The 18,148-nt window shown below is 39.3% G+C and carries 16 protein-coding genes; 12 read left to right on the top strand and 4 right to left on the bottom strand.

The window, feature by feature from the left end; translation table 11 throughout:
- The first annotated feature begins 3 nt into the window (after positions 1 to 3).
- Positions 4 to 1,866 carry a DUF6382 domain-containing protein gene (locus QCD85_RS03250; protein ID WP_301261619.1) on the top strand — a complete coding sequence of 621 codons (1,863 nt, stop codon included), beginning with the start codon at positions 4 to 6 and terminating at the stop codon, positions 1,864 to 1,866.
- A gap of 286 nt (positions 1,867 to 2,152) precedes the next feature.
- Here QCD85_RS03250 and QCD85_RS03245 read toward each other — a convergent pair whose 3' ends face one another.
- Positions 2,153 to 3,055 (bottom strand): TIGR01777 family oxidoreductase, encoded by a 903-nt coding sequence (locus QCD85_RS03245; protein WP_301261618.1) that lies wholly within the window; start codon positions 3,053 to 3,055, stop codon positions 2,153 to 2,155.
- Positions 3,056 to 3,453: 398 nt separating this feature from the next.
- Between QCD85_RS03245 and QCD85_RS03240 the strand changes: the two genes are divergently transcribed.
- Both QCD85_RS03240 and purU read left to right on the top strand, forming a co-directional pair.
- The gene (locus QCD85_RS03240) at positions 3,454 to 4,572 is read left to right on the top strand and encodes a deoxyribonuclease IV (RefSeq protein WP_301261617.1); all 1,119 of its coding nucleotides are present in this window, start codon (positions 3,454 to 3,456) and stop codon (positions 4,570 to 4,572) included.
- 153 nt (positions 4,573 to 4,725) lie between these two features.
- A complete protein-coding gene (gene purU / locus QCD85_RS03235) occupies positions 4,726 to 5,625 on the top strand; it encodes a formyltetrahydrofolate deformylase (protein WP_274170625.1) in 900 nt (299 codons plus the stop codon).
- 295 nt (positions 5,626 to 5,920) lie between these two features.
- On the opposite strand, the gene QCD85_RS03230 is transcribed toward purU, so the two are convergent.
- Positions 5,921 to 6,394 carry a hypothetical protein gene (locus tag QCD85_RS03230; RefSeq protein ID WP_301261616.1) on the bottom strand — a complete coding sequence of 158 codons (474 nt, stop codon included), beginning with the start codon at positions 6,392 to 6,394 and terminating at the stop codon, positions 5,921 to 5,923.
- A 470-nt stretch (positions 6,395 to 6,864) separates the two neighbouring features.
- On the opposite strand from QCD85_RS03230, the gene tkt reads away from it, so the two are divergent.
- The gene (gene tkt / locus QCD85_RS03225; RefSeq protein ID WP_301261615.1) at positions 6,865 to 8,925 is read left to right on the top strand and encodes a transketolase; all 2,061 of its coding nucleotides are present in this window, start codon (positions 6,865 to 6,867) and stop codon (positions 8,923 to 8,925) included.
- 112 nt (positions 8,926 to 9,037) lie between these two features.
- Positions 9,038 to 9,349, top strand: a complete 312-nt coding sequence (locus QCD85_RS03220; RefSeq protein WP_204825190.1) for a pyrimidine/purine nucleoside phosphorylase — start codon at positions 9,038 to 9,040, stop codon at positions 9,347 to 9,349.
- A 168-nt stretch (positions 9,350 to 9,517) separates the two neighbouring features.
- Here QCD85_RS03220 and QCD85_RS03215 read toward each other — a convergent pair whose 3' ends face one another.
- On the bottom strand, positions 9,518 to 10,414 hold the full coding sequence (locus QCD85_RS03215) for an NAD(P)-dependent oxidoreductase (protein ID WP_273615325.1): 897 nt from the start codon (positions 10,412 to 10,414) through the stop codon (positions 9,518 to 9,520).
- Positions 10,415 to 10,539: 125 nt separating this feature from the next.
- On the opposite strand from QCD85_RS03215, the gene QCD85_RS03210 reads away from it, so the two are divergent.
- From QCD85_RS03210 to QCD85_RS03200, 3 genes are all read left to right on the top strand, one after another.
- On the top strand, positions 10,540 to 11,895 hold the full coding sequence (locus QCD85_RS03210; RefSeq protein WP_301261614.1) for a glucose-6-phosphate isomerase: 1,356 nt from the start codon (positions 10,540 to 10,542) through the stop codon (positions 11,893 to 11,895).
- Positions 11,896 to 12,086: 191 nt separating this feature from the next.
- Positions 12,087 to 12,728 carry a YigZ family protein gene (locus QCD85_RS03205; RefSeq protein ID WP_273615327.1) on the top strand — a complete coding sequence of 214 codons (642 nt, stop codon included), beginning with the start codon at positions 12,087 to 12,089 and terminating at the stop codon, positions 12,726 to 12,728.
- A 38-nt stretch (positions 12,729 to 12,766) separates the two neighbouring features.
- Positions 12,767 to 13,348 (top strand): TetR/AcrR family transcriptional regulator, encoded by a 582-nt coding sequence (locus QCD85_RS03200; protein ID WP_273615328.1) that lies wholly within the window; start codon positions 12,767 to 12,769, stop codon positions 13,346 to 13,348.
- Between the two features lie 222 nt (positions 13,349 to 13,570).
- Here the strand turns inward: QCD85_RS03200 and QCD85_RS03195 are convergent, their stop codons facing one another.
- Positions 13,571 to 13,972 carry a secondary thiamine-phosphate synthase enzyme YjbQ gene (locus tag QCD85_RS03195; RefSeq protein ID WP_273615329.1) on the bottom strand — a complete coding sequence of 134 codons (402 nt, stop codon included), beginning with the start codon at positions 13,970 to 13,972 and terminating at the stop codon, positions 13,571 to 13,573.
- A gap of 303 nt (positions 13,973 to 14,275) precedes the next feature.
- Here QCD85_RS03195 and cysT point away from each other — a divergent pair, with 303 nt between their 5' ends.
- The 4 genes from cysT to QCD85_RS03175 all read left to right on the top strand — a co-directional run bounded on the left by cysT (position 14,276) and on the right by QCD85_RS03175 (position 18,095).
- A complete protein-coding gene (gene cysT / locus QCD85_RS03190) occupies positions 14,276 to 15,091 on the top strand; it encodes a sulfate ABC transporter permease subunit CysT (protein ID WP_273615330.1) in 816 nt (271 codons plus the stop codon).
- Positions 15,091 to 15,888 carry a sulfate ABC transporter permease subunit gene (locus tag QCD85_RS03185; protein WP_301261613.1) on the top strand — a complete coding sequence of 266 codons (798 nt, stop codon included), beginning with the start codon at positions 15,091 to 15,093 and terminating at the stop codon, positions 15,886 to 15,888. Before cysT ends, QCD85_RS03185 begins: the two co-directional genes overlap by 1 nt.
- A 2-nt stretch (positions 15,889 to 15,890) precedes the next feature.
- On the top strand, positions 15,891 to 16,955 hold the full coding sequence (locus QCD85_RS03180; RefSeq protein ID WP_273615332.1) for a sulfate/molybdate ABC transporter ATP-binding protein: 1,065 nt from the start codon (positions 15,891 to 15,893) through the stop codon (positions 16,953 to 16,955).
- 75 nt (positions 16,956 to 17,030) lie between these two features.
- Positions 17,031 to 18,095, top strand: coding sequence for a sulfate ABC transporter substrate-binding protein (locus QCD85_RS03175; RefSeq protein WP_301261956.1), 1,065 nt, complete (start codon positions 17,031 to 17,033; stop codon positions 18,093 to 18,095).
- The last annotated feature ends 53 nt before the right edge of the window (positions 18,096 to 18,148 follow it).

Here is an 18,148-nt window from a genome sequence, read left to right as displayed (position 1 = left end):
ATCATGCAAAAATTAACACAGGATTTTGTACAAGATGGCAAAACATATATGATTGTAGGTCGTGAGCAAGGTTTTCAAAATAGTGATCTGAGTAAAGCACAGACAGGAATGATGCTAGCTTCTCGTATTCGCGGAGTGTTACAACTTCATTTACAAGAAGTCGATCTACAAGCTGTACTACGTTATGACATTACAGGCAAACGAATGCTTAAACATTGTATGCAAGGCGAAATGATGGGCATTGCAGAGTATCTAGGTCTATTATTACAAGTGGTTTCTACTCTCGAAGAAAGTAGTCAGCATATGTTGTCGATGACCAATTATGTACTGGATGAAGAATATATTTTTGTAGAAGGTTCACTACAAGCGGGCACATTACATTTTACATATATTCCGGTTATGGAGACATTAAATGAAGAACCTGTACAAATGATTTTGAGTCAATTGGCTTCCAGGTGGATGACTTCTGTAGCTGAATTAAGCGGTAATCAGATTCAGCGCATTTTGCGTTACTGTCATGCAGAAGATTTTACGATCAAAGGCATCAAAATGTTACTGCTTGAATTACTTGGCAATCCACAGCAAATGATAGATCTTACACCACAACCTACTCAATCTTCTACTTCAAAATGGATTGATCCGGCAGAATTACGAAATAAGCAAGTTCCGTCATTTTCAAATGCTATACCATCACAAGAATCGTTATCTGCTAACGCTAGATACCAACAAGAAGTAAATATTCCAGCTCAACCTGCAACCAATCCTATTTTACAACATATGCAGAATAAGAAAAAAAGAACAGATCTATCAGAAGTATCAGCGCCTTCTTTGCCAAGCCAGCACAATCATAAGCCAACCAAAATGTCTAAAGGTCAAAGTTCAGCTACACCAACACAACCGACACCAGATCAGGAAGTACAACCGATGCCTTCAGCTCATCGAACCTATTTGCTAGCAGGAGGAGCTTTAGTAACAGCTATGATCTGGAAATTTGGCTACCTTTCGCACAGCAATGATTTTATGTTGTATGGCTGTACAGCTTTGACTGTAGCGATCAGTTTAGTTATTTATATGATATTAAAAGGTAAATCACCACTAAAAAATGGGCTTCAAATGCCTTCTTTTGTTCGTAATAAGAAGTCAGAAGAGGAAGATGGAAACGAAAGTTGGCGCTGGCAAGCAGATCCTGTGTTAGCAGGCGGAGGAGGGTTAGCTTCAGCAACGATACCTTCCACACCAGCACCTGATCCGATGCGTTGGCGGGATGAGAATATTGCTGCTATTTTTGGTTCTGATACATCAGAACAATCATCGATTCGTAGTCAAAATGCGATGATGAATAGAAATGAACAACAGTCAGGCTCCTATTCTACTACAGGTTCACCTATAGAGTTTGGTCGTTCAGCACAGGCTTCATCTATACCTAATTATCATGAAGACAATTATTCACAACAATCATCTCATCATAGTACAGAAATGCTTTCTCCTCATATGGCAACTGTATTGTTAGGACAAGATGCTTCTAATGATCAGGCTTATAATCATTCAGGAGTTCAACCCTTTACAGGATATTTAGAACGTAGAGAAAATGGAACGATGCAGATGGAGCCTATCCGCTTAACACGAGGAAGCTTTATTATTGGTAGAGCTGCGGAAGGTGTTCATTATTTAGAAAAATCGACTGGCACTTCACGTAATCATGTAGAATTGGAAATTAGTGACCAACAAATTACGATCAAAGATTTAAGTTCACGTAATGGAACAATTCTTAAAGGAGAACCAATTGTACCGTACAAAGAGTATCTTTTACATGAAGGTGATACTTTTACTATTGCGCAAGCAGTGTATACGTTGCGATTAGGTTGATATAATTTTAAAGCTATGTACTATCATTGTGATTAATAAATGATAAAAGCTAAATAATTAAGATACTATAGCAAAAGAGTCAGGCAGTAAGACGCTACAACAAAGACGTAAGACACTACAGCAAAAAGGCGATTTCTTTAGAGTATATTAAAGAAATCGCCTTTATTCTTTTTTCCAACCTGTACAAATAATAAGTATAAGCAAACAGTCTATTATTTTACATATATGATTATCGGGTTGATGATTAGAAGATACCATATTACATCATATCTCTAAATATCTCTAATTATTGCGTTTTTTCGATATGTTCTAAAGCTCCATATATCTCAGGGAAAAGAAACGTAAATCCATGGTCCATTGCTTTTTTCGGGATAACACGTTGTCCATCTAGTAAAATATCTGACATTTCGCCTAATGTTGGTTTGAGCGCAATACTTGGAACATGGAACCAGTGTGGACGATGCGTGACTTTAGCAATCGTTTTGCCCAGATCAGCATAACGTACAGGATTAGGAGAAGACGCATTGATCGGGCCTTCAATCGCTTTATTTTTAACACAAAAGTCGATCAATCTCACCATATCATCAATATGAATCCATGAGTTCCACTGCTTTCCTGATCCTAATTTACCCCCAGCCATAAGGATATAAGGGAGTCTCATCATCGGGTATGCACCTTTATGTTTGTCGAGTACAATACTAACTCTCAGCTTGATTAGACGGACACCTTTGATACTATCCGCTACTGCTTCCCATTGTTCTGCAAGGCTAGAAGGAAAATTCATCGTTCTTTTAGGGCTATTTTCGTCAAATGTTTCCGTATCTGAAGTACCGTAGATTGCCATAGCACTTGCTTGAACAACGACTTCAGGCTTTTTCTTTAATGCTTCGATCGCTTTGGAAACGATATTAACCGTTCTCATTCTTGATTCTACTAATTCAAGTTTGGTTTTGGTTGTCCATCTTTGATTTAGCGTTTCTCCTGAAAGATTAACGATCACGTCTGCCCCTTCTAATTGAGTAGGATTTTGTTCCATATCGTTCCAGGTGATATAGTTTACTGCTGGATTAGATTTTGATGTATCTGGAAGCTTACGAGTCACTACAGTCAGATCATGATTTTCTTGGAGCCAAAATGGAACCAAATGACTACCTACTAAACCTGTACCACCACACACAACAATATTCATATAAATCCTCCTATTTAATCTAAAGTGAGTTCACTATGTCCTGTTCGTTACGCCTATAGTAGAGTCTGTTTACATCAACAATATTTATTATGTTTATCCGATTCTATACATTCTTTTTCTATATAATCTTTATTGAAAATATATTAGTACATTCAAACTATGAATCCAGTCATATAATCAATATAGTTATCCATGTATAAGATAGATTAATCTTATTCCACTGATGTTAAGCATTAATTATTCTTCTATTCAATGATTACCCATAATTGCTACAGGTGATCTGATCAACAGACGATGAATTTACGATGAAAAGCACAGCTATTTCTAGATTTATTTTGGTATTCACGTTAAAATAGGTGAGATTCGCGAATAGCGGAACAATAAGGAGGAAATACACTATGTTAAAGATCGGTTCCCATGTATCACTTTCCAGTAAAGGGTTACTCAGTGCAGCGAATGAGGCAGATACATATGGCTCAAGCTCATTTATGATATATACCGGAGCGCCGCAAAATACGCGCCGTAAACCTATAGATACGCTATTTATTGAAGAAGGCAAACAAAAAATGCAAACGATGGGTGTAGAAGAAATCGTTGTGCATGCACCTTATATCATTAATTTAGGTTCGTACAAAGAAAATATCTACGAATTGGCAGTTGATTTTTTACAAGAAGAAATTCGTCGTACTCATCAAATCGGTGTGCGTAATATCGTGCTTCATCCAGGTGCTTTTACAGATATGGATGCTGAATTTGGTATCAAACGTATTGCAGAAGGTCTGGAAAAAGTATTATCCGGTGTATCCGAAACGGATGTAAATATCGCGTTGGAGACAATGGCTGGTAAAGGAACAGAAGTAGGACGTAGCTTTGAAGAAATTGCGCAGATTATTGATATGGTTCCTCATAATGAGCGCTTAACGATTTGTTTTGATACATGTCATACCCATGATGCTGGTTATGATCTTGTTAATGATTTGGACGGAGTCTTGGAGAAATTTGATCGTCTTATCGGATTGGATCGACTTACTGTTGTCCATGTGAACGATAGTAAAAATCCTACAGGCGCAGGCAAAGACCGTCATACTACACTTGGTTCAGGTTGGATTGGTTATGAAGCGCTTAGTCGTGTTGTGCATCATGATCAGTTGAAAGGTCGTCCGTTTATTTTGGAAACGCCGTGGATCGGTAAAGATGCGAAAACACAGCGTCCGATGTATGAAGCTGAAATTGCTTTGCTACGTGGTGATCTAACTGGTCGCTTTGGAGCAGGTTTCTTGGAAGATGTAGAAAAATTACATCATTTCTTTGAAGGGCAACAGATTGAAGCACGTCCATATATTTTGGAAACATGGGATATGCTGAAAAGCGATGCTAAAGCGCGTAAAGCAGATCCGCGTGAACCGATGGAACGTCTATACGATATGGTGATTGCTGAAGGGTTATTTAGCGAGTTGAGTGAAGAAGCATTGAATCACCGCTTAACTGCTTACTTTGCAGGGAAAAGTATTCTTTAATTGCACCCAATGTCTATGAATAGCTAATCACATCAGGATAAGTAAAAACATTTTTTTGAATGAATATTAATAAATTTGAATAAATATATTTACTTTCTTAGCATCATGACATAGATTGTAATATAAGATATTTGAAGGGGGAACGAAGATTCAATGGAAGTACATGTAAAACGAAATCAAACTGCAAGAGAAGAACAACAAGAAAATCGCGCCCGTATGCTGATTTCTTGCCCGGATGGCCCTGGAATCGTAGCTACTGTATCACGCTTTTTATTTGAACATGGAGCGAATATTGTTCAATCCGATCAATATACGATGAATCCAGCAGGCGGTATGTTCTTTATGCGTGTCGAATTTGATCTACCTGAATTAAGTAAAAATCTACCTGCGCTAGAAAGTGATTTTCAAGCAGTAGGAGATCAGTTCAAAATGGAATGGACAATTAATCAGGTAAGCCGCAAAAAAAGACTAGCGATTTTTGTATCCAAAGAAGACCATTGTCTGGTGGAATTGTTATGGCACTGGCAAGCAGGTGATCTGGATGCAGATATTGCAATGGTGATCAGTAACCATAATGATATGCGTAGTTATGTAGAATCATTTGGTATTCCTTTCCATCATATTCCAGTGACTGCGGATACGAAAAAAGAAGCAGAACAAAAGCAATTAGAAGTGATCGGTTCAGATATTGATCTGATTGTACTTGCTCGTTATATGCAAATTATTTCGCCGTTATTTATCGAGCATTTCCGTAATCGGATTATCAATATTCATCATTCGTTCTTGCCTGCATTTGTAGGTGGTAAGCCTTATGCGCAAGCGTATGATCGTGGTGTTAAAATTATTGGTGCAACAGCTCACTATGTAACAGAAGAGCTTGATGGCGGCCCGATTATTGAGCAGGACGTACAACGTGTAAGTCATAGCGACAATGTAAATGAATTGAAGCGTATTGGTCGTACGATTGAACGTGTAGTATTAGCACGTGCAGTGCAATGGCACGCAGAAGATCGTGTACTGGTACATCAAAACAAAACAGTCGTTTTTAATTAATCCTTTGTCATCATAATCGCTTTTTATTCAATCGATAACAGTATATGACAAGCTGTATTATAAATATGTAAAAAGCACGAATGATCTTTTGCTGTTATTTAGCAGAAAATCATTTGTGCTTTTTTGTTGCTACGTTAATGTTGTATTAATACAGATCAAGTATGCTAAAGAGTATATAGATACAGCTCTATCCAAAGAAAATTTATAAATGTAATCCTGCTACATCAAATTGCATAAAAAATAGTGGAAATGATCTACATAGTATTCACTAATCTGCATACAAGGAAATCTGGAACTAAAGCTTATTGTTCTTTTCTATTTCGGCTCTATTTCGGCGTAATAATAATGTTCCAAGTAACCCTAAAGACAATCCGTATAATAAATGACCTGCTAACCAGTACCCGTAAGCCACTATATCGGTAATGTCTGGCACTCGATCAGACATCAATGTTAACGGAATAAATAAAAAAGAAGAGGCAATACCAATATATAGACCGTACTTCCACGGATGCGGAGAAATTCGAATCCATATACTGTAGATCCAGGCAATAATGATCGCCACCACAAGATGTAAAGCAAATTCAATCGGTTCAGGCAAACGTTCCGGTAAAAAAGGAATAAAATCGATATTCAATAAAAGTGTATAAACCAATGAACCAGTTGCATATTGAACCCATTTCAAAAAGAAGCCCAAAATAAACCCGCTAATCAAGCCCAACAACAATGCATACGTGAACTCGACGACCCATATCCGATTCTGCTTTATCATGAAAACCTCATTTCTTTAGCGCTTAAAATTAATGGCGCGACTGGATGTCATAAAATGAATAATAATTTTTGCAACGTACATTATGTTGAACGATCGCTTATCCGTATATTATTACCACTAGCAAAAATAGTTCCTAACACACAATAGTTAATAACAGACAATATTTACTAACAGCTATAACAACAGACTAGCCGGAATAACAGGCGAAAAACGATAAAATAAAACGTGTTTTTCTAAAACTAAATGCGTAACTTCCTTTTCGTTATAGCCAGTTTGGGTATAAATAAGGATGAAGTTAAATAACGTTCTGGCAAACTTCTCAAACAAGTGTTACAATGGTTGAAGGCTAATAAGTCAAATTGAAAGACTCAAGAGGATTTATTTCATTTGCGACTTTGCTAAGATCTGATATTCAGATGAAATAGAATCTCAAGCACCTCGCTTTACCAAGAAGAATGAGGAGGATTAACATGACTGACAAGAAACAAGAGCAAGAACAAAGTATAAGTAAATCAGAGAACTCCAACGTGGACAATCTGGCGATTTCAACAATCCGTACGCTTTCTATCGATGCTATCGAGAAAGCTAATTCCGGACATCCTGGTATGCCGATGGGTTCTGCACCAATGGGCTACCAATTATTTGCTAAAACAATGACACATAACCCGGCTAATCCTACTTGGATCAACCGTGACCGTTTTGTACTTTCTGCTGGACATGGTTCTATGCTATTGTACAGCTTGCTACACCTTTCCGGCTATGGCTTGGAAATGGACGAAATCAAACAGTTCCGTCAATGGGGCAGTAAAACTCCAGGTCACCCTGAGTTTGGTCATACTGTTGGTGTTGATGCTACTACTGGACCTCTAGGTCAAGGTGTAGGTATGGCTGTAGGTATGGCGATTGCTGAAGCTCATTTGGCAGCGACTTACAACAAAGGCAACTTCAATGTTGTTGATCACTTCACATACGCTATCTGTGGTGATGGCGATATGATGGAAGGCGTTTCTAGTGAAGCAGCTTCTATGGCTGGTCATATGAAATTAGGTAAATTGATCATGATGTACGATTCCAATGATATTACATTGGATGGTAAAGCAGGTCTTTCTTTCTCTGAGAATGTAGAAGACCGTTATAAAGCTTATGGATGGCAAGTGATTCGTGTAGAAGACGGTAACGATCTTCCTGCACTTGCAGCTGCTTTGGAAGAAGCAAAAGCTGATCTTTCTCGTCCAACATTGATCGAAGTAAAAACAGTGATCGGTTACGGTAGCCCGAACAAACAAGGTATCGGCGGTCACGGTGGTACTCACGGTTCTCCACTAGGTTCTGCTGAAGCGAAATTGACTAAAGCAGCTTACGAGTGGACATACGAAGAAGATTTCTACGTACCAGACGAAGTTCGTGAATATTTCGCTAAGGTAAAAGAGCGTGGTGTAGAAGCGAATAATGCATGGAACGAGAAATTTGCTGAGTACAAAAAAGCAAACCCTGAATTAGCTGCTCAATTCGAAACAGTTATCGCTGGCGAATTAAGCGAAGGATGGGACAAAGAACTTCCTCATTACACTACAGAAGACAAAGCAGTTTCTACTCGCGTAGCTTCTGGTAATGCTTTGAATGGTCTAATCAATGGTGTTCCTCAATTAGCAGGAGGTTCTGCTGACCTTGAGAGTTCAACAATGACTCACCTAAATGGTCTAGACAGCTTTACTCCTCAAAGTTATGCTGGTCGTAACATCTATTACGGAGTACGTGAATTCGGTATGGCTGCGGCAATGAACGGTATTGCTCTTCATACAGGCGTTAAAATCTTTGGTGGTACATTCTTCGTATTTACAGATTACTTGCGTCCTGCTGTACGTTTGGCTGCTCTTATGGGATTGCCTGTAACGTATGTATTGACTCATGATAGTATTGCTGTTGGTGAAGATGGTCCTACCCACGAACCGATCGAGCAATTGGCTTCTCTACGCATCATTCCAGGTTTGACAGTGATTCGTCCAGCTGATGGTAACGAAACTTCTGCTGCTTGGGCTCATGCTATGGAAAACCAAAAAGGTCCTATCGCGCTTGTATTGACTCGTCAAAACTTGCCGATCTTGCCAGGTACTGTAGAACATTCTCGTCAAAACATCAAAAAAGGTGCTTATGTGGTATCTGATGCTAAAGCGGGACAACCAGTAGCACAATTGATTGCAACAGGTTCTGAAGTACAATTGGCTGTTCGTGCTCAAGAAGCATTAGCATCTGAAGGTATCGAAGTACGTGTTATCAGTATGCCAAGCTGGGAATTGTTCGAACAACAAGACCAAGCTTACAAAGATTCTGTATTGTTGCCTGATGTTAAACCACGTCTTGCGATCGAAATGGCTCAAACTTTCGGTTGGGAACGTTATACTGGTGACAAAGGTGGAATTATCGGAATTACAACTTTCGGTGCTTCTGCTCCAGGAGATCGCGTAATGGCTGAATATGGCTTTACTGTTGAGAACGTTGTTCAACATGTTAAAGGTCTATTGTCTAAATAATTATAAAGTACTGTTAAAGGTGCAGAAGTTGGCAAAGCGCCATTTCTGCACCTTTTTATAACTATTTCTAGGTCTGTATTTCAAATGATGAGCAGGGGAGCGGTCTGAATTTATGACGCAATTAGAACAGGTTACAGTAATCAAAGAAGCTAATATTTATTATGAAGGCAAAGTAACAAGCCGTGCTGTGATTTTGCCAGATGGTAGCAAAATTACGTTAGGGATTATGTTGCCGGGCTCTTATGAATTTGGAACAGATCAACACGAAACGATGGAAATTCTGTCCGGTGAACTTCGTGTCCTGTTACCAGATACCGAAGAATGGTTAGATATTAAAGGACAGGCAACATTTGAAGTGCCTGCTCATACCAAGTTCAAACTTGAAATTGCTGTGGTTACTGATTATTGTTGCTCTTATGCTTAATAGCAATATAGTTAGTACAAAAAGTAGATCGTAAAAAAAGGCAAGCTCATCAGTATAGATTATACTGAGAACTTACCCTTTTCATGCGTAATCAAGTGATCCATCACCTGTGCGATACATCATGCGAAAGACAATGAAATACCGTTATACTGTACTATGGATATAGGATTACAGCTCTTTGCCGTTGATCGTTTGACCGATCCATTCTTCATAACATTTAGCGATAACAGAAAGATCGTCATCACCATACCCTTTAGTTTGACCGATCTGGAACATACTTTTTGCCAGATTTAGCATGGGCGAAGGTACACCGTTGGTATCGTTAAGCACAGAGGCAAGTTTGAGGTCTTTGAGCATTAATGCTAATGAAAATTGGTTGGTGTAATCACCATCGATAATTTTTTGACCTTTGAGTTCAGCTGTGCGACTGCCGGCTGCGCCCATACGTACCAGTTCATAAAACGCCGATGGATCGATCCCGCCTTTGGCTGCTACAGCAAAAGCTTCAGCAAGAGCAACCGTATGAATACCTACGATGGTATTATGAGCAAGTTTGGCAGTTGCACCGCTACCGTTAGCACCCATTGGAATGACTTTGCGACCTAGTGTCTCAAATACATCTTGATGAGCATCAATAACGTGTGGGTCACCGCCAACCATAAATACAAGTGTTCCATCAATAGCAGCAGGCTCACTACCGGTTACAGGAGCATCTAGAAATTGACCGCCTTTATCTGTAATCGAAGTAGCTAGTTGTTTGACAAGTGATGGAGAAATGGTACTGCAATCCATAACGGTTAATCCGTTTTGGACAGCATTTAAAATACCATCTTCACCTTCGTACACATCAACAATCGAAGCATCATCACTAATGATCGTGATCACCATATCTTGATCTGTAGCGGCTTCACGCGGAGTATGTACTTGATGGGCTCCTTGTTGAACTAGAGATTCTGCTTTGGATGCTGTACGATTGTATACAGTTAAGGTATAACCTGCTTTGAGCAAATTGGCTGCCATAGGTAGACCCATCGTGCCAAGGCCAATAAATCCGATTTTTTTCATAGCTTGATTTCCTCCATATCGTAAGTGAGTTAGAACATCTATACTTATCCATTTAGTGTAGCATGTTCACTAGCATATTGGGTATGGGACCGTATCATAATTTATTTTGGGAGGGTAACAATATTATGGCTAAAACAGTTAAATTTGATTACAGTAACGCTCTTTCTTTTGTCGCTCAACACGAAGTGGATTATTTTGCAGAGCCGATTCGTTTGGCTCACGAACAATTGCATAACGGCACAGGCGCAGGTTCTGATTTCTTAGGATGGATTGATTTGCCTACAGCTTACGATAAAGAAGAATTTGCTCGCATTCAAAAAGCAGCAGCAAAAATTCAAAGCGATTCCGAAGTATTGATCGTTATCGGTATTGGTGGTTCGTACTTAGGTGCTCGTGCAGCGATCGAAATGTTAACTCATTCGTTCTATAACACACTACCTAAAGACAAACGCAAAACGCCTGAAATTTATTTCGCTGGTAACAACATCAGTTCTACGTATGTAAACCAATTGCTTGAAAATATTGAAGGTAAAGATTTCTCTGTGAATGTTATCTCCAAATCAGGTACAACAACAGAGCCAGCGATTGCTTTCCGTATTTTCCGCGCAGAACTTGAGAGAAAATATGGTAAAGAAGAAGCGAAAAAACGCATCTATGCAACAACTGACCGTGCAAAAGGCGCTTTGAAAACATTGGCTGATGCAGAAGGTTACGAAACATTCGTGATTCCTGATGATGTTGGTGGACGTTACTCTGTATTGACTCCTGTAGGATTGTTGCCTATCGCTACAGCAGGTATCAATATTGAAGAAATGATGCAAGGTGCAGCAGACGCAGCGAAAGAATACAGCAATCCTAATGTTGCTGAAAATGAAAGCTACCAATATGCAGCAGTGCGTAATGCTCTATACCGTAAAGGTAAAGCGATCGAAATTCTAGTTAACTATGAGCCTTCGTTACACTTTGTATCTGAATGGTGGAAACAACTATTCGGCGAAAGTGAAGGTAAAGACTTCAAAGGTATCTTCCCAGCAGCTGTAGATTTCTCAACAGACTTGCACTCTATGGGTCAATTTATCCAAGATGGTAGCCGTAACATTTTCGAAACAGTAGTACAAGTTGAAAATGTAGCTAGTCATATTACGATCGAATCTGATCCAGATGACTTGGATGGCTTGAACTTCTTAACAGGCAAAACACTTGATTTTGTAAACAAAAAAGCATTCCAGGGTACATTGCTTGCTCATACTGATGGTCAAGTACCTAACTTGATTGTAAATATCGAAGATCAAACACCGTATTCTTTCGGATACCTTGTGTATTTCTTTGAAAAAGCTTGCGGAATCAGCGGTTACTTGTCAGGTGTAAATCCATTTGACCAAGAAGGCGTAGAAGCTTACAAAAAGAATATGTTTGCATTGCTAGGTAAACCAGGATTTGAAAAACAAAAAGCAGAACTTGAAGCAAGACTTTCCGAATAAGTCACTTTAAGTTAAAATAGAATAAATCAATACGAGAAAGCAGTTCTTTGACAGTGATGTCAGGGAACTGCTTTCTTGATACTTAAATATAGTGTATTATATCTTTGGAAACACAAGCGCTATTCTGCGTTACATACATCCAGCATTATAGCAGAATAGTACAGTGTCTAATGAATAAAGTGGGGATTAAAATGGATAAGCCTGAACGGTATCGTACAGTAAAGCAAGAAGGTGTCAAAGAAATCGTGATCAAAAAATCTCGTTTTCTAGGACATGTGATGCCTGTACAAAATGAAGAAGAAGCGATTGCTTTTATAGAACGAATTAAAAAGCAACACTGGAATGCAACTCATAATTGTTCTGCTTACTTGATTGGTTCGCGTGCAGAAATACAACGTCAATCAGATGATGGAGAACCAAGCGGTACAGCAGGTAAGCCAATTTTGGAGGTGATCAAAAATCAGCAACTTCAAGATGTAGCGATTGTAGTCACTCGCTATTTTGGAGGGATTATGTTAGGCGCAGGTGGATTGATTCGTGCGTATACAGACGGCGCTGTAGCGGCGATTGAAGCAGGGGAAGCAATTACTCGTATACTTCATCAAGAAGTTGCAGTAGAATTGGATTACACCTGGCTCGGCAAAGTAGAAAATGAATTGCGAAATCGCGGTATTCGCACAGCCGAGACTGATTTTACCGATAAAGTGATTATGAATTGCTTACCTGTTGCAAGTGAAGCCGAAGCATTCAAAGCATGGATCACTGATATTACGCAGGGACAATCTGTGATCACTGAAGGTGAACAGCGTTACTTTATCGAAGCTGCATTTTGAATCAGACTATGCAAAATGCTTGAAGGAGAATCGTAATCATGGCACGAAGAGCGGTAGAACAAGAATTATCCAGAGAAAGAATTCTCGAAGCTGCCAGACATCTGTTCGTCACCAAAGGATATCGGGCAATTTCAATGCGTAGTATTGGTCAACATTTGGGGTATAGTCATGGTTCGTTGTACTATCATTTTAAAGAAAAAGCAGAATTGTTTTATGCGATTGTGATGGAAGATTTTGATCATCTATGTGTGTTATTTAGAGAAGTCAAAGACAAACCTGAACATGGGGAATGGAGCAAAGTAGAGCTTTTGTTGATCGAATTTATTCGGTTCGGGCTGGACAATGCGCATCAGTATGAAATTATGTTTATGACACGAGATGAAGAGCTGTTAAGTTATTGTCGTGCAGAACAAGCACGATGTTTTGATTTATTTGCTTCTATTATCCGTCAATCTATGAACACATCCAATCATACCGCTGAAGCAATGAATACTGTGCCATTGAGTTTATTTTTATCGATTCATGGTTTTATTTCGTATTATATTCAAGATCGTGTTGGATATGATGAAATTAAGCCAGCTGTTATTGCCCATGTCAAGACATTATGTCGTGTACTGTGAAGGGACAATACAATGATTGCTTATACAAATAAGAATCAGGTCACTGATTCAAAGCAAGCGGGATTATATCTGCATACTTTAAGACTTTCCCTTGTCAAAACGGTAATTCCCTATAGTAAATTCATGTATCACTATAGACACTACATACATGACGGGGTAACAATGTATCATGCCAAAAGGCGATTTATCCACAATATATATATGGATAGATCGCCTTTTGTATTAACCTGCTATAATTTTGACCATATATTCACGCTTGCGAGGACCATCGAATTCACAGAAGTAAATTCCTTGCCAGCGTCCAAGTAACATACGACCTTCTTGAATAATCACGGTCTGTGAAGGGCCGGTTGTAATTGATTTTAGATGAGAAGCTGTGTTGCCTTCCATATGACGGTATTTGGGATGTTCCCACGGATAGACTTCATCCAATCGCATAATCACATCATGCTTTACATCAGGATCAGCATTTTCATTGATCGCTATGCCTGCGGTTGTATGCGGACAATAGATCACGACAATACCTTCTTGTACTCCGCTTTGCGTAATTAAAGAAGACACATCACGCGTAATATCTCTCATTGCATCACGTTTACTCGTTGAAATGGGCAATGTATACAGCATCATTATTCCTTCTTTCTCTGCTTTTTTTCAAATTGGATATTCAACGATTATTATTTTACATATATAGACAAAATATTGCGAAAATTGATCTGAAATCAGATCGCAAAATAAGTGACTATCTACTTCTGTATTACCCATTTTGCACGAAATGCTTATCATATCAATACATTTAACACTATTAACCATTTTGACAAAAAGTACTCTTTTAATTGACGGTAGGCATAACAATTTGCTAAAGTATTGCTAAGATTTAAAGCCGAGTATACTAATAGGAAATAAAGGTTAAAGCAAAGGAGTCATATCGTGAATAGTACATTGCTGCGTCATAAAGGATGGACTTGGGGATTTCGCTCTACCGTATTATTGTATTTTCTACTATTGATTGTACTACCGATTGCAGGAGTGTATGTGAACTCATTTTCAGAAGGTTGGGCAGCATTTGTACAGAATATCAGTGATCCTATCGCATGGAAAGCTGTTCTATTAACCTTAAAATTAGCGCTGATTGCTACGCTTATTAATGTGTTGATCGGTACGATGTCTGCATGGGTGTTGGTACGTTATGATTTTGCAGGGAAGTCTTTATTAAATAGTATTGTAGATTTGCCTTTTGCTTTACCGACTGCTGTAGGCGGATTGATGATTCTCGTTTTGTTAGGGCCGAACAGTTGGATGGGTAAATTAGCAGATACGCTAGGCTTTCAGTTCGTATTTCATCAGCCTGCGATTATTATTGCGATGGTATTTGTCACCTTTCCATTTGTGATTCGGGCGATACAGCCATTATTAGAAGAAATCGATCATTCGGCTGAAGAAGCGGCTTATACACTAGGAGCTTCCAAACGAGATACCTTTTTTCGAGTGATCTTACCATCGATGACACCGGGTATTGTGAGTGGAGCTATGCTGGCTTTTTCAAGAGCATTGGCTGAATTTGGAGCTGTCGTTCTGGTAGCTGGTAATATTCCAGGACGTACACTTACTGCTTCCGTATATATTTTTGGTGAAGTAGAAAGTGATAATGAAGCAGGAGCCGCTGCTGTATCGGTTATTTTATTAACATTATCGTTTCTTATTCTTTGGCTGATTAATGCAGTACAGACAAGGAGAGCACGCTAATGAGAAAATATTGGATTCCGCTCACATGGATCGTTTTTAGCATATTGATTTTGATTCCTTTGGCTGTACTGGCAACCGGAGCTTTTGATAAAGGAACCAGTGGATTTATTGATGCATTAAGTCGTCCCGAAGCAAGACATGCACTGATGATGACAGGGCTTATCGTTATTGTGGTGACTATTTTAAATGGAATCTTTGGGATTATGATGGGCATTTATCTGGTACGGGGAACATGGCTAAGCCGTAGAGTAAGACAACTGTTCAACAGTATTGTCGATCTACCTTATGCGGTCTCACCAGTAATCGGCGGATTAATGATTGTGTTATTGCTAGGGCCGGATACAGTGATTGGTACCTTTTTTGAACAGATTGGATTTAAAGTGGTTTATGCTTTTCCAGGGATGGTTATTGCAACACTATTTGTTACATTTCCATTAATGGTGCGTGAAGTCATGCCTGTACTACAAGAATTAGGAAACGATCAAGAAGAAGCGGCTTCTACATTAGGCGCGTATAGTTGGACAACGTTTTGGAAAGTCACCTGGCCTTCGATTCGCTGGGCTGTGATTTACGGTACGATTTTGACAGTTGCACGCTCTTTGGGTGAATTTGGAGCGGTATTGGTAGTGTCAGGCAATATTATTAACAAAACACAAACAGCAACCACGCTGGTGTATCAAGATATGGAGAACTTCAATGTCACTGCTGCTAATGGAGTTGCTCTGGTGTTGGCTGTATTTTCTGTAGGATTATTATTGTTAATGGAACGCGCCAAGAAGAGAAAGGGAGTGCACTGAGTATGCATCTGGAAGTTCGTAACCTTGATAAACATTTTGGACAATTTCACGCTGTACAAGACGTTAGCTTCAATGTACAAAAAGGTCATCTGATCGGATTATTAGGTCCAAGTGGCGGAGGAAAAACATCTATTTTGCGTATGTTAGCTGGACTAGAATCACCGGATAGTGGCGATATTATTTTTCATGGACAAAAAGTCAATCAACTACCTCCACAAGAACGCGAGATCGGCTTTGTTTTTCAAAACTATGCGTTGTTCAAACATATGACCGTATTCGATAATATCGCTTTTGGTCTAACCGTAAAAAAAATGAAAAAGTCTGCGATTAAAGAACGTGTACAGGAATTAGTAGAACTCACAGGATTAGCAGGATTTGAACATCGCTATCCGCATCAGTTATCAGGCGGACAACGACAACGGGTAGCTTTTGCGCGTGCTCTTGCGCCTGAACCGCAATTGTTATTGCTGGATGAGCCATTTGCTGCGATTGATGCTAAGATTCGGCAAGAATTACGTACATGGCTTCGTGAATTGATTGAACGTGTCGGTATTACATCGATCTTTGTGACTCATGATCAAGATGAAGCGATTGAAGTAGCAGATGAGATTATGATTATTAACGGTGGACGATTAGAGCAAAAAGGAACACCATGGGATATTTACAAACAACCTTCGACTCCTTTTGTCGCTTCCTTTATCGGAGAATCAACAATTGTAGATGAAGTATCGCTGTTAAAAGGATTCGATCATGAGCAGTCTCATCCGGGTATTCATGCATTGATTCGTCCTGAATATATTGAAGTAGGTCATGCCAGTGAATTTCCATTATTATCTGCTACCGAGAAAGGTACAGTAAAACATCTTCATTTCCGCGGCAGTCAGTGGTTGGTTGAAGTACAGGTGGGGCAGAATTCATTGATCACCTATCGTTCACTGGAAAAAGAAACATTAGAAATCGGACAATCGGTACATGTGATGGTGCACCGGGCATATCTATTTAATGATCAAGAAAGTTGGATCGCTGAAAACCGCCTGAAAAATGATACGTTATCGATGTTTATTTAACAGCAAAAGTAAGCTGAGTATGGTCTGTGAACGCGGGAAGGGAAGGGATTGGGCTTGAAGAACAATCGCTTGAGAATGTCTATGATCCGTAGTCGTTTAGTGCTGGCTTTACTACTTGTTATGAGTGTAGTCTTGTCAGCTTGTAGTCATCAAACAGAAACAGATGCTACAGCTTCTGCTAGTGCTGTGTCCAATGATGGCAAAGATATTACTTTAGTGATTGGTGCATACAGTGTCGCCAAAGATGCTGTAGGCGAGATTTTACCCAAGTTTCAAGCAGAATGGAAAGCCAAAACAGGGCAAAATGTAAAATTTCAAGAATCGTATGAAGCTTCAGGTACGCAAGCTAGAGCAATTGCAGGTGGATTTGAAGCTGATGTTACTTTGTTATCACTAGAAGGTGATATTGATAAATTAGTAAAAGCCGGACTGGTCAAAGATACATGGAGAGATGAACCGCATAAAGGCATGATTACACGTTCTATCGTTGTATTAGGTACACGTGAAGGCAATCCTCTCGGTATTCATAACTTTAATGATCTCACCAAGCCAGGGGTAAAAGTGTTATACCCTAATCCCAAAACATCCGGTGGTGCGCAGTGGGATATCAATGCGATCTATGGTGCAGGTCTCAAGCAATCTGAACGAGATGAAGGTCAAAAAGATCCTGCGGCGGCAAAAGCTTTTCTACAAGCAGTGCATCAAAATGTGGAGTCATTGGACAAAAGCGGACGTGCTTCTATGGCGGCATTTGAATACGGTGTAGGCGATGTGATTGTAACGTATGAAAATGAATTGCTTGCACGAATGGCGCAAGGAGCTAAATACGAAGTGGTTATACCTGACGATACTATTCTGATCGAAAATCCAGCCGCAGTTGTCGATAAATATGTTGATGAACATGGAACACGTAAAGTGGCTGAAGCATTTCTTGCTTATTTGTGGACACCAGAAGCCCAAGAAATATTTGCAAAGCATGGGTTCCGTCCTGTAAACGAGCAAGTGATGGCAAAACACGTAAGTGAGTATCCTACACCAAAAGGACTGTTTGATATTAACTATTTGGGTGGATGGAGTGAAGTACGTAAAAATCTATATTCTAGTCGTGGAATATGGTATCAGGTGCTAGCTGGGATATAAAATAACATAAATAGATGTTATTGGGCATAAAATTAAAAAACTTCTTTACGTGA

It is taken from the genome of Paenibacillus sp. PsM32 (assembly GCF_030433815.1).
Taxonomy (GTDB): Bacteria; Bacillota; Bacilli; order Paenibacillales; family Paenibacillaceae; genus Saccharibacillus; species Saccharibacillus kyungheensis.
The sequence above is the reverse complement of the archived record's forward strand: the minus strand, read 5'-3'. Positions and strand labels throughout refer to the sequence as shown.